At 68.2% G+C, this 12,615-nt stretch carries 12 protein-coding genes; 5 read left to right on the top strand and 7 right to left on the bottom strand.

Annotation, left to right across the window (positions count from 1 at the left end):
- Positions 1 to 120 precede the first annotated feature (120 nt).
- From ACWDUD_RS15700 to ACWDUD_RS15725, 6 genes are all read right to left on the bottom strand, one after another.
- A complete protein-coding gene (locus ACWDUD_RS15700; protein ID WP_197257443.1) occupies positions 121 to 345 on the bottom strand; it encodes a dodecin in 225 nt (74 codons plus the stop codon).
- Between the two features lie 191 nt (positions 346 to 536).
- Positions 537 to 1,742, bottom strand: coding sequence for a serine hydrolase domain-containing protein (locus tag ACWDUD_RS15705; RefSeq protein ID WP_450109943.1), 1,206 nt, complete (start codon positions 1,740 to 1,742; stop codon positions 537 to 539).
- Positions 1,743 to 1,841: 99 nt separating this feature from the next.
- A complete protein-coding gene (locus ACWDUD_RS15710) occupies positions 1,842 to 2,360 on the bottom strand; it encodes a DUF6764 family protein (protein ID WP_450109875.1) in 519 nt (172 codons plus the stop codon).
- A 127-nt stretch (positions 2,361 to 2,487) separates the two neighbouring features.
- Positions 2,488 to 3,549, bottom strand: coding sequence for a DNA polymerase domain-containing protein (locus ACWDUD_RS15715; protein ID WP_450109876.1), 1,062 nt, complete (start codon positions 3,547 to 3,549; stop codon positions 2,488 to 2,490).
- Between the two features lie 2 nt (positions 3,550 to 3,551).
- Complete coding sequence (locus ACWDUD_RS15720) at positions 3,552 to 4,616, bottom strand: ATP-dependent DNA ligase (protein WP_450109877.1); 1,065 nt, start codon at positions 4,614 to 4,616, stop codon at positions 3,552 to 3,554.
- Between the two features lie 103 nt (positions 4,617 to 4,719).
- Positions 4,720 to 5,880, bottom strand: coding sequence for a magnesium and cobalt transport protein CorA (locus ACWDUD_RS15725; protein WP_450109878.1), 1,161 nt, complete (start codon positions 5,878 to 5,880; stop codon positions 4,720 to 4,722).
- 307 nt (positions 5,881 to 6,187) lie between these two features.
- On the opposite strand from ACWDUD_RS15725, the gene ACWDUD_RS15730 reads away from it, so the two are divergent.
- Complete coding sequence (locus ACWDUD_RS15730; RefSeq protein ID WP_450109879.1) at positions 6,188 to 6,868, top strand: exonuclease domain-containing protein; 681 nt, start codon at positions 6,188 to 6,190, stop codon at positions 6,866 to 6,868.
- Between the two features lie 13 nt (positions 6,869 to 6,881).
- Here the strand turns inward: ACWDUD_RS15730 and ACWDUD_RS15735 are convergent, their stop codons facing one another.
- Complete coding sequence (locus ACWDUD_RS15735; RefSeq protein WP_248673449.1) at positions 6,882 to 7,769, bottom strand: LuxR C-terminal-related transcriptional regulator; 888 nt, start codon at positions 7,767 to 7,769, stop codon at positions 6,882 to 6,884.
- 150 nt (positions 7,770 to 7,919) lie between these two features.
- On the opposite strand from ACWDUD_RS15735, the gene ACWDUD_RS15740 reads away from it, so the two are divergent.
- The 4 genes from ACWDUD_RS15740 to ACWDUD_RS15755 all read left to right on the top strand — a co-directional run bounded on the left by ACWDUD_RS15740 (position 7,920) and on the right by ACWDUD_RS15755 (position 12,527).
- Positions 7,920 to 9,536, top strand: a complete 1,617-nt coding sequence (locus ACWDUD_RS15740) for an acyl--CoA ligase family protein (RefSeq protein ID WP_197257432.1) — start codon at positions 7,920 to 7,922, stop codon at positions 9,534 to 9,536.
- A gap of 19 nt (positions 9,537 to 9,555) precedes the next feature.
- The gene (locus tag ACWDUD_RS15745) at positions 9,556 to 10,275 is read left to right on the top strand and encodes a TetR family transcriptional regulator (protein ID WP_450109880.1); all 720 of its coding nucleotides are present in this window, start codon (positions 9,556 to 9,558) and stop codon (positions 10,273 to 10,275) included.
- Positions 10,276 to 10,462: 187 nt separating this feature from the next.
- The gene (locus ACWDUD_RS15750; RefSeq protein ID WP_248673451.1) at positions 10,463 to 11,620 is read left to right on the top strand and encodes an acyl-CoA dehydrogenase; all 1,158 of its coding nucleotides are present in this window, start codon (positions 10,463 to 10,465) and stop codon (positions 11,618 to 11,620) included.
- Between the two features lie 58 nt (positions 11,621 to 11,678).
- On the top strand, positions 11,679 to 12,527 hold the full coding sequence (locus ACWDUD_RS15755; RefSeq protein ID WP_450109944.1) for a 3-hydroxybutyryl-CoA dehydrogenase: 849 nt from the start codon (positions 11,679 to 11,681) through the stop codon (positions 12,525 to 12,527).
- Positions 12,528 to 12,615 lie beyond the last annotated feature (88 nt).

Consider the following 12,615-nt stretch of genomic DNA (forward strand, 5'->3'; position numbering starts at 1 on the left):
ATACGACGTTTCACATCCAGACTATAACGTGTTGCAGTTATGGTCGAGAATTGCCGATCACCGGCGATGCGCAGGTTTCCCGAGGGGTTCCGGCGCGGAACCGGAAGCCGAACCCGCGGTCTAATCCGCGAACTCGTCGCCCGATTCGATCCGGAAACCGATCTTCAGGGTGACCTGCGTATGCGCGACCGCACCGTCGTCTATGTGGCCGCGCACGTTCACCACTTCGAACCATTCCAGGTGCCGCGTCGTCTCGGCGGCCCTTGCCACTGCTCTCGCGATGGCATCGTCGACACCTTCCGTCGACGACCCGACCACCTCGATGACTCGGTAGACATGGCTCATTGTGGTGCCTCCCTTTCATACCAGACACAGCACCTGTATCCAATAGTGCGAGTGCACCCCGGCCACCGTCTGCGAAACGCGCGAAACCACAAATGTCGCAAGGCGACAGCGCGCAATATCGCAACGCGACAGTGACCGAATTGTCCGCCCGCGAAGGGGCGGGACGGGAGCCCGGACGAAGGGCCCGTGCGTCAGGCCTTCCGAGCCAATTCGCGCGCCACCGGGCCGAGCCGCGCCAGACGCAGATCACCGAGCGGCATCGCACCGGCCCCGAGCCGATTGGTGGTGAACGCCAACGACAATCCGTTGTCGAGGTCCGCGAACGCACCCGACCCGCCGACGCCGTAGTGACCCAGTGCCCCACGCGGCCGCTCCCGGCTCGCGAACAACGGCTGGTGGTAACCCAGCCGCCAGGCCATCGGCACCCCGAGCACGTAGTCGCGGCCACGCACCCGGACCTCGTTCATCGCCTCGATCGTCTCCGGCTTCAGGAAGCACACACCATCGATCGTGCCGCCGGCCGCGATCGCGCCGTACATCCGTGCCAGGGACCGTGCCGTGAACACCCCGTTCCACCCGGGCATCACCGAGTCGTGCACGGCGGGGTTACGAACGAGATCGTCGAACCCGTCGGGCATCGCGGCCTCCGCCAAGCCGCGCGTCGGCGCGATCTTCGACAGCACCGACGCGCTGATCTCCCAATGGAGCCCGGCCGGGTTGATGCGGGGGAACAGCTTGGCGATCCGGTGCCGCTCCGAGGTCGGAACGCGATACCAGAAGTCGGGATTTCCGAGGGGTTCGGCGATCTCCCGCCGGACCACGTCCTCGAAGGGCAGTCCCGTTGCCCGCCGGACGATCTCCGCGACCAGCCACCCGTAGGTGACCGCGTGATAGCCGGTGCCCTGGAGACGGCGACGGGACGGGCGGGCAGCGGCGAGCGCGGCGACCGTCGTGTCGTAGTCGAGGATTCCGTCGCGGCCGGGAACCAGTCCCCGAACCCGGTGCAGACCGGCGCGGTGCGTCATCACGTCCGCGACGGTGATCAATTCCTTGCCGGCCGCGGCGAACTCCGGCCAGTACTGCGCGACCGGAGCGAAGTAGTCGATGATTCCACGTTCCGCGAGCCGGTGCACGACCGTCGAGGCCACGCCCTTGCCCGTCGAGAAGGACAGCGACATGGTGTCGCGGTTCCAGCGCCGGTCCGGACCCGACCACCCGGCCCAGATGTCCAGGACCTTCTCGCCGTGGAGGTAGGCGGACAGAGCGCCGCCGCCGTCCTGGGGCTGCCGGTACATCGCGAAGAAGCGGTCGGCGAGCGGCAGGAACCGCGGGTCCACATGCATCTCGGTCGGTGGCCGCTGGTCGGCCTCGTACTCGAGCTGGACATCCGTCAGCATCGTCATGGAACTCTCCCCATCCCGGCAATTCCGACAGACTATGTGTCGGATTGCATCCACGAAAGGGTTGATTCCGCTGAACGGAAGGGATATAAGCGCTCAGGGTGCCGCGTATCGGAACGACCCGACGACGACACAGCTCCGGCCCGTCGTGAGATTCACCGCCGCCGCCGAGCCCTCACACAGCATCGGATCGGCGCCGTCGCCGACATACGCCTGCGACTGCGGTCCGGCCAGTACGACCGCGGTCGCCGGATCGTCGAGAACGCCCAGGGCGAGGGCCCCGTCGCCGAAACCGAGCGCCGCGAGCTGTCCCCCGCGGCTCTCCCCCGCGCCGACCCCACCGGACAGGCCGGCCCCGACCACGAGCGCACCACCGCTGGCGTCCGCGAAGCCGACACCGCCGTCGGTGTAGCCCCACGCACCGCTGGTCGCATCCGTGTTGGCGCCGCACCCGGTGGTGCCCTCGATCTCGACGATCGATGCCGGGGTTCCCGGGGGCGCCGCGCACGTCAGAGCCTGCGCGGATGCGGCGGAAAGAAGGGGGACGGTGATGGCGGCGGCAACGACCGCGACCGCACCGCCGAGTGCGCGTAGTCGAATCCGGGGGCACGTCACCGCGGTAGTCCTCCTCGGAACCGGTCGGCGAGCTGTTCTCCCGAACAGTTTACGGAGGTTCCTACAGGTGCCGCTCACAGCAGAGGTAACAACCGGAACGCGATTTCGGGAACAGCAGGGATCGCGGTCATCCCCGCGCGCGGTCCTTCCGGTCGGTGTCGCGCGACGGCTGCACCCGCTTGGGTTCACCGGGCATCTTCGGATGCGTGGGCGGATACGGCAGATCACCGAGGCCGGCGGCCGCGTCACGCTCGGCCATCTCGAGCAACACGTCGAGCGTGTGCGCGGTGTCGTCGAGCCCGGCCATCGGGTCGCCGCGGCGGGCCACCAGATCCGGCACCGTCGCGATCGTGAAGTCGTCGGGATCCGCGTCGGCCAGCTCGTCCCAGGTCAACGGCGTCGACACCGTCGCGATCGGCGTGCGGCGCACCGAATACGCGGAGGCGATGGTCTTGTCGCGGGCGTTCTGGTTGTAGTCGAGGAAGATCCGCTCACCGCGTTCCTCCTTCCACCACGCGGTCGTCGCACGACCACCGCTGCGGCGTTCGATCTCGCGCATCAGTGCGATCCCGGCCCGGCGCACCCCGACGAAGTCCCAGTCGGGAACGATCCGCAGATACACGTGCAGACCACGGCCCCCGGACGTCTTCGGAAATCCGGTGAACCCCAGTTCGTCGAGCAGGGGCCGCACGACCTCGAGCGCGATCGCCCGCGCGTCATCGAAATCGGTGCCGGGTTGTGGGTCCAGGTCGATGCGCAATTCGTCGGGACGGTCGGCGTCGGAGCACCGCACGGCCCACGGATGGAACGTGACTGTGCCCAGGTTCGCCGCCCACACGATGTCCGCCGCGGACCGGACGTGCAACACGTCGGCCTTCCGGCCCGAGGGGAACGTGACCTCGCACGTGCCCACGTGGTCGGGATGCCGCGCGGGGACCCGCTTCTGGTAGATCTCCTCGCCCTCGATGCCGTCGGGGAACCGCTGCAGATGGGTGGGGCGGTCCCGCAGTGCGGTCAGGAGCGGCGCGTCGCCGGTCGCGACGGTCCGGTAGTACTCGACGAGGTGCCGTTTCGTGCCGCCGTCGGCGCCGAGTCGCGGGAAGTACACCTTGTGGGGATTCGACAGCCGCACGGCGGTGCCGTCGATGTCGAGTTCCTCCGCCGGGGACCGTTTGCTCGCGCCCGCCACGGTCAGCTTTCCGATCGGTCGAGAACGTCGGCGAGGTCGTACCGCACGGGAACCTCCAGTTGGTCGTAGGTGCAGCTCTTCGGATCACGGTCGGGACGCCAGCGCAGGAATCTCGCGGCGTGCCGGAAGCGAAGGCCGCCCTCGACCGACCCTTCCATCTGGTCGTAGGCGACCTCGAGGACCCGCTCGGGGCGCAACGGCACCCAGCTGCGGTCGATCGCGGATCGCCACCGGGTCGGTTCGCCCTCGGCGACGACGTCGGCTCCCACGCGCAGCGGTTCGAGTTCGGCGAGGAGTTCCTGTCTGCGCTGCACGGTGAACGCCGACGCTCCGCCGACCATCACCAGCTCGCCGTCGTGGTACAGGCCCAGCAGCAACGATCCGACGCCCTCGATGCTCTTGTGCTTCCGGTATCCGGCGAGCACGCAGTCCGCGGTCCGCGAATGCTTGACCTTCACCATCTCCCGTTTGTCCGGGACGTAGAGCCCGTCGAGACGTTTGGCGACCACCCCGTCGAGGCCGGCGCCCTCGAACTCCTCGAACCAGCGTTGCGCGGTCGCCGCGTCGCTGGTCGCGACGGTGACGTGGCAGCTCGGACCGTCACCGGCGATCTCCTGCAGCCGGGTCCGCCGGTCCCGGAAGGGGGTGTCCATGAGGTTCTCGTCGCCGATCGCGACGAGATCGAAACCGACGAACTGCGCGGGTGTCTGCTCGGCCAGCAACGCGATGCGACTCGCGGCCGGGTGGATCCGCTCGGACAGCGACTGCCAGTCCAGCCGGGTACGCCCGTCACGTTCGAACGGCACGACGATCTCCCCGTCGACGACGCACCGGCGCGGCAGTTCCGCGCGCACGGCGTCGACCAGTTCCGGGAAGTACCGGGCCAGGTCCTTGCCTCCGCGGGACGCGAACACCACCTCGTCGCCGTCGCGGAACACGAGGGCCCGGAACCCGTCCCACTTCGGTTCGTAGGACCATTCGGCCGGGCCGTCGGACGGCTGCGAGGGCACCTCCGAGACCGCTTTCGCGAGCATCGGAGCGAGCGGCGGAGCCACGGGAAGATCCACCGCACCATGGTGGCATCCACCGGTCGAACCCGCCCTCCAATGAACCGAATTCGTGCGAATCCGGCTCCCCGCCGGCAACCGCGACCACCGGTTCGCCGTGGTCCTACAGCCAGCCGCGCCGGCGGAAGATCGCGAACAGGCTGCAGCAGGTGATCACCATCATCAGCAGCGCGAAGGGATATCCGCCTACCCAGTGCAACTCCGGCATGTGGTCGAAGTTCATGCCGTACACGGTGCCGATCAAGGTGGGCGCGAACAGGATCGCCGCCCACGCCGACACCTTCTTGATCTCCTCGTTCTGCGCGTAGCTCGCCCGCGTCAGGTTCCGCATCTCCTCGTTCTGCACCTGCGAGACGAGGGTGGCGTTGACGGTCAGGATATTGCCGAGCAGCTGCCGGAACCCGTCTACCTGCTCGACGACGGCGGTCGCGTGGTCCGTCACGTCCCGCAGGTACTTCTGCAGTTCCTCGTCGATGCGGTACTTGCCGAATCCGGCGGACAATCCGCTCAGCACGGCGAGCAGCGGCTTGGCCGCGCGCTGGAACTCGATGACCTCGCGGGACAGCTCGTAGATGCGCCGCGACACCTTCGGATCGCCGCTGAACACTTCCGTCTCGATCTCGTCGATGTCGTTCTGCAGACCCGCGACCACCGGTGCATAGCCGTCGACGACCGCGTCGAGGATCGCGTACAGCACCGCTTCCGGACCGCGCCGCAACAGCTCCGGGTCGTGTTCCATCCGGTTCCGGACGGCCGACAGGTCGGGTGATTCGCTGTGCCGGACGGTGAGAACGAAGGTCGGGCCGACGAACACGTGCAGTTCCCCGAAGTCGACGCGTTCGGATTCGTCGACATATCGCGCGGCGCGCAACACCACGAACAACGTGTCGCCGTACCGTTCGAGCTTCGGGCGTTGATGCGCGACGATCGCGTCCTCGACCGCGAGTTCGTGGAACCCGAACTGCGCGGCCGCCTCGTGCAGCTGGGCGTCGCTGGGCCGGTACATCCCGATCCAGGCCATCGAACCGTCGCCCGGCAGGTGGTCGAGCGCGTCGGCGAGGGTCGCGGGGGACGCCGTGCGCCGGCCGTCCCGGTACACCGCGCTGTCGACGATGCTGCTCTCGGCGCGCGAGTCGGGTGAAGTCACCGGCACCGGGACGCGAGAGTGCGGCGAGACACCGAAGTTCTCGCTCTCGCCGAAGCCACCGGAGGTGGGCACGGTGCGGCGCGGCAGAAGGGCACGGACAGGGCGGTTCCGGAACATGACGGCACGGCTTTCGCAGGACGGGATCGGCGGCGGGACCGTTCCCGCCCGGGTGTACGCGGACAGCAGCGCCGCGCACGATCACCGCGTGCCGGGGCTGCTGTCAGTCGGTACTGGGAGGCTGACTGCTCATCGGAGCACCACACCTCCTCTTCCTCGTCCGGCATGCGAGCCGGGTTGTCGACAACTTCGTGCAGCGTACGCCGCACCTCACCGCGAAGCCATTCGCCGAGGTTGTCGGTGCCACCGGACACAATGCCTCCAGCAGTACCGCTCACGGCACGACACCACGACGGAGGTCCCACGGATGATGCGCTGGCCCGACCGCCCGATCTGTGCGTTCGACCTCGAGACGACCGATCGGGATCCGCGGACCGCGCGCATCGTGTCGGCCTGTGTCGCAACGTTCGACGGCGATCGCATCGAGTCGAGAACGTGGCTGCTCGACCCCGGCATCCCGATACCGGACGAGACGGTCGCGATCCACGGGATCACCACGGAACGCGCCCGCGCCGAGGGGCAGGACTACGCGAGCGGATACGCGCAGATCCGGGAGGCGTTGTGCGAGTCCTGGGTGCGCGACCACATCGTCGTCGCGTTCAATGCGAGCTACGACCTGACGGTGATCGACGCGGAAGGTCGCCGGCTGGGGCTCGCCCCACTCGTGACGGGCACCGTCGTCGACCCCTATGTGATCGATCGGGAGATGGATCGGTCGCGGGAGGGGAAGCGCACGCTGCAGGCGGTGTGCGAGGCGTACGGGGTCGCGCTCTCCGCGGCGCACGAGGCCGAGGCGGACGCACTCGCCGCCGGGTTCCTCACCCGCGCGCTCGTCGAACGTTTCCCGCAACTCGCCGAGCTGGACATCATGGCCGATCAGGCGGCGTGGCACGCCGAGCGGCAGCGCAACTTCGCCGAGTATCTGCGGGAGCTGGGCCGTGAGGCCTCCGACGTCGACGGGGCCTGGCCGATCCGCGGCACAGCCTGACCCTGCGATTCGGTCACGGCAACAATCCCTGCCGACGCGCTTCGACGACGGCCTCGTGCCGGCTGTGCACCTCGAGCTTGCCCATCAGATTCCGCATGTAGCTCTTGACCGTCTCGAGGCTGAGCGACAGACGCTCGGCGATCTCCGCGTTGCGGCATCCCAGCGCGACGTAGCCGAGCACGTCGCGTTCGCGTTCGGACAGGTGCACCCGCGCGGCGGCCGGCGCCCGGCCCGCGGTCAGGCTGCGGAGCTTCTCCCCGACCGCACGCAACTGTGCTTCCAGCGCCGGGTCGGACGTCTGCGCCGCGATCTCCCTCAACGCCAGGTAGCTCTCGGTGATGCCCTCCGAGACCGACGCGGAGACTCCCGTCGATCCGGCGCCCGCGTCCCGTGCGTTCTCGAGGAGTTCGACTCGGCGATCCACCTCGTCCCGGATCTCGATCTCACGGGCCAGCGCCCGCGCACCGGCCATCACCTTCTCCGCGACCGTGTCGCCGATCGGCATGTTGACCCGGAGACCGCCGTAGAGCGTGGCGCGGGTACGCCCGCGCACGACGACGGGTGCGGCGAGCAGCGATTCGATGCCCTCACCCGCCACCTGCGGGTCGTAGTCGTGGGTGATGCGGTCGGAAGCGAAATAGTCGGCGATCGAGACCGGCCGCTGCTCGGCGATGGCCCGGCCCCCGACACCGCACTCGGAGCTGATGACGAGGTTGCGCAGGATGTTGCTGCGGGTCCCGACGAATCCGGACAGGGTCATGTCCCGGCCGTGGACGGCGCCTCCGAAGAGGACGGGCAGTCCGGTGGAGATCTGGAGCAGTCGCAGTTGGGCGCGCAGTGCGTCCTCGTCGCTGGGCCGGAGCCGGCCGATCGGCTGGGGATCGGTCCATGCGTTGGTCATCGACGAATCCTTCCGCCAGCAAACCGCTCGACTACCCACTTCAGAGGGTAGCGGGCCGTCGATCGTGGCCCATAGCCTCCAAACCGACCGGTGTTGCTGCCATCACAGTTGCCCGCTTTTCCCGCTGAGCCCACGTCCCCGGAGGTCATCGTGTCCACGCCGACGGCGCATACCGCCAACCACTCCCCGCTCAGTCCGTTGCGGTTCCTGGAGCGGTCCGCGTCCGTGTTCCCGGATCGGGTCGCCATCGTGCACGGCGACCGTCGCTACTCGTACGCCGAGTTCGCCGCGGAGGCCCAGCGGTTCGCGCAGGCACTGCGCGCCCGCATCAAGCCCGGCGACCGCGTCGCGTTCCTGGCGCCGAACGTGCCGGAACTGCTGATCGCGCACTTCGCGGTACCGCTCGCCGGCGGTGTGCTCATCGCGCTCAATTCCCGGCTGGCCGGACCGGAACTCGAGTACATCCTGAACCACTCGGAGAGTTCGCTGCTCTTCGTCGATTCCGAGCTGGTCGGATCGGTCTCCGGGGTCGCGGCGAACGTGCCGTCCGTCGCCGACATCATCGAGGTGCCGGACTCGACGGTGCCCTGTCCGGACGTGCCCGCCGGGATCGTCACCGCTCGCTACGACGAGTTCCTCGCCTCCGCCGACACCGACGGCACGCCGCTGCCGTGGACCGTCGACGACGAACAGCAGGTCATCGCGATCAACTACACGTCGGGCACCACTGGCAAGCCCAAGGGCGTGATGTACACCCACCGCGGGGCGTACCTCAACTCGATGGGCGAGACCTTCCACAACGGGTTCGACGGCAAGACGAAGTACCTGTGGACGCTGCCGATGTTCCACTGCAACGGCTGGTGCACGCCGTGGGCGGTCACCGCGGCCGGCGGCACCCACATCTGCCTGCGGGCGGTGCGGGCCGACGCCGTGTGGGACGCCATCGACAACCTCGGCGTCACCAATCTGTGCGGTGCACCGGCGGTGTGCTCGACGATCGCGAACGCCGAGCAGGCACACGTCCTGGACCGGCCGCTGCGGATCACCACGGCCGGCGCGCCGCCGTCGCCGACGGTGATCGCGCAGCTCGACGCCATCGGGATCACCGTCGTGCACGTGTACGGGCTGACCGAGGTGTACGGGCCGTACACGATCTGCGAGTACCAGGAGTCGTGGGACGACAAGCCCGCCGAGGAGCGGGCGGCGCTGCTGTCGCGGCAGGGCGTGGGCATGCTGCAGGCGGAAAACGCCCGCGTGGTCGATTCGGAGATGAACGACGTGCCGGCGGACGGGCAGACGATGGGTGAGATCGTGCTGCGCGGCAACAACGTGATGCTCGGGTACTACAAGGACCCGGAGGCGACGGCCGAGGCATTCGCCGGCGGCTGGTTCCACACCGGCGACCTCGGCGTCATGTATCCCGACGGCTACATCCAGCTCAAGGACCGGGCGAAGGACATCATCATCTCGGGCGGCGAGAACATCTCGACGGTCGAGGTGGAGCAGGCGATCGTCAACCACCCGGCGGTGCTGGACGTCGCCGTCGTCGGGGTGCCGGACGAGAAGTGGGGCGAGCGGCCGCGGGCGTTCGTGATCCGCAAGCCGGGCGAATCCGTCACCGCCGAGGAGATCATCGCGCACGTGCGCGCGCAGCTCGCGGGGTACAAGGTGCCGCGTGACATCGTGTTCCCGCACGATCTGCCGCGCACGCCGACCGGCAAGATCCTCAAGTTCGAATTGCGGGCTTCGCAGGACGCTCAGGCGTGACCTTGGATAATCGACAACCATGACCTCCGGATCCGGTACCGCGCGACGTTCCGAGTCGGCGGGACCCGACCCTGCCCAGTTCCGGGTACACGTGGTCACGCAGGCCATCCGATTGTTCTCCGAGCACGGCTACGAGTCGACGACGGTCGAGCAGATCGCGTCGGCCGCCGGGGTGTCCCGGCGCACCTTCTTCCGGCAGTTCCGGTCGAAGGAGGACGTGATCTTCGCCGACCACGAGTCGCTGCTCGAGCAGGTCGCCGCCTATCTGTCGCGCGAGTTCGACGACCCGTGGGCGGCGACCTGCGACGCCGCGCAGCTGGTGTTCCGGCATTTCCGGGATCGCCGGGAACTCGCGGTGTGGCGGTATCGGGTGGTGCAGCGGGTTCCTGCGCTGCGCGACCGCGAGCTCGTCACCACCTATCGGTACGAGCGGTTGTTCACCGAATACCTGCGGTCCGCCGTGCCCGGTGAGAAGCCCATCCGCATCGTCAGTTACGCCGCGGCGATCACGTCGGCGCACAACTACCTGCTGCGGGCGATGATCCGCGGGGACGAGACCGCGACGGCCGAGGCGCTGGCACGCGAGCTGTTCGAGCTCCGGCTGACGTTCGGGGTGGTGCCCGGTATCGAGGCGCCGGCGGTGGACTCGGCACCGCGTGCCGTGACGGTTCTGACGTACCCGATCGGCACGTCTCCCGAGGAGATCGCCGAGCAGGTCCGTCGCCAGCTCGGCGGCTGACCCCGCTCCTCCGTGCGTGCTTTCGGTAGCCCCCGCTACCGAAAGCACGCACGACACCCATTGACCTGGCACTCCGTGCCGTGTTTAGAATTGGGTGATTCCGTGACGTCGCGAGCCCGACTATCGAGAAAGGGCCGCGGATCCACCCTCACGAATGGCACCGCGTGCCGATAGGAGTTCCACCCTCATGGCTCTCAACGCCGATTTCGATCTGTTCAAGCTCAGCGACGAGCACGACGCCCTGCGTGAGGCCATCCGCGCGCTGTCCGAGAAGGAAATCGCCCCCTACGCCAAGGACGTCGACGAGAACTCCCGCTTCCCGCAGGAGGCCCTCGACGCCCTCAACAAGTCCGGCTTCAACGCGATCCACGTGCCCGAGCAGTTCGAGGGCCAGGGCGCCGATTCGATCGCCGCGTGCATCGTCATCGAAGAGGTAGCCCGCGTATGTGGCTCCTCGTCGCTGATCCCCGCCGTCAACAAGCTCGGCACCATGGGCCTGATCCTGCGCGGCTCCGACGAGCTCAAGGCGAAGGTGCTGCCGGACATCGTCAACGGTGCGATGGCCTCCTACGCGCTGTCCGAGCGTGAGGCCGGCTCCGACGCCGCGTCGATGCGCACCCGCGCGAAGGCCGACGGCGACGACTGGATCCTCAACGGCTCCAAGTGCTGGATCACCAACGGTGGTAAGTCCACGTGGTACACGGTCATGGCCGTCACCGACCCGGAGAAGGGCGCCAACGGCATCTCGTCGTTCATGGTCCACAAGGACGACGAGGGCTTCGTCGTCGGCCCGAAGGAGAAGAAGCTCGGCATCAAGGGCTCCCCAACCGCCGAGCTGTACTTCGAGAACTGCCGCATCCCCGGCGACCGCATCGTCGGCGAGCCCGGCACCGGCTTCAAGACCGCGCTCGCGACCCTCGACCACACCCGCCCGACCATCGGCGCGCAGGCCGTCGGCCTCGCCCAGGGTGCGCTCGACGCGGCGCTCGCCTACGTCAAGGAGCGCAAGCAGTTCGGCCGGCCGATCGCCGACAACCAGGGCGTGCAGTTCATGCTCGCCGACATGGCCATGAAGGTCGAGGCCGCCCGCCTGATGGTCTACACGTCCGCAGCTCGCGCCGAGCGCGGCGAGGGCAACCTCGGCTTCATCTCCGCCGCAGCGAAGTGCTTCGCCTCGGACGTCGCCATGGAGGTCACCACCGACGCCGTGCAGCTGTTCGGCGGTGCCGGCTACACCACCGACTTCCCCGTCGAGCGCATGATGCGCGACGCCAAGATCACCCAGATCTACGAGGGCACCAACCAGATCCAGCGCGTCGTCATGTCCCGCGCGCTGCTCCGCTGAACCCGCCGCAGTACTTTCGTCTGGACAAACTTTCGTCTCCGAGGAGTATTTCGTGGCAATTGAACTGGTAGGCGTGGTCGGCGGCGGCACGATGGGCGCCGGCATCGCCGAGGTGTGCGCCAAGGCCGGCAGTGACGTGATCGTGCTCGAAACGAGCGAAGAGTTCGCCGCCAAGGCCCTCGACCGCGTCACCACTTCGATCAACAAGGGTGTCGCCCGCGGCAAGATCAGCCAGGAGGACGCCGACGCCGCCGTCGCGCGGGTCCGCGTCACCACCGACATGGCCGATCTCACCGACCGCGACCTGGTCATCGAGGCCGCACCCGAGATCGAGTCCCTGAAGACCGACATCTTCGCCAAGCTCGACGCGGTCGTGAAGCCGGGCGCCATCCTGGCGACGAACACGTCGTCGCTCGCGGTCATCAAGATGGCCCAGGCGACGAAGCGCCCGGGCCAGGTCGTCGGCGTCCACTTCTTCAACCCGGTGCCGGTGATGCCGCTGGTCGAGGTCATCTCGGCTCTCACCACCGACGAAGAGGCCGCGAACGTCGTCTTCGACTACGTCAAGAACACCCTCGGCAAGACGGCGGTCCGCGCGGGCGACCGCGCCGGCTTCATCGTCAACGCCCTTCTGATCCCGTACCTGTGCCAGGCGGTGCGGATGCTCGAGTCGGGCTACGCGACGAAGGAAGACATCGACGCCGCGATGAAGGGTGGCTGCGGCTACCCGATGGGTCCGCTCACGCTGCTCGACACCGTCGGCCTCGATGTCGCGCTCAACGCGGCACAGTCGCTGTACGACGAGTTCGCCGAGCCGCACCTCGCGCCGCCGGCGCTGCTGCGCCGCATGGTCGACGCCGGTCGCCTCGGCCGCAAGACCGGTGAGGGCTTCTACTCCTACAAGTAGATCCTGAGCTCAGACGCCCCCGCGGTTTCCCTCCGGAACCGCGGGGGCGTTTCTGTATTCGTCACCCGGAGCCGCCGAGGGGAAAGAC

The organism is Rhodococcus sp. NPDC003382 (genome assembly GCF_053589135.1).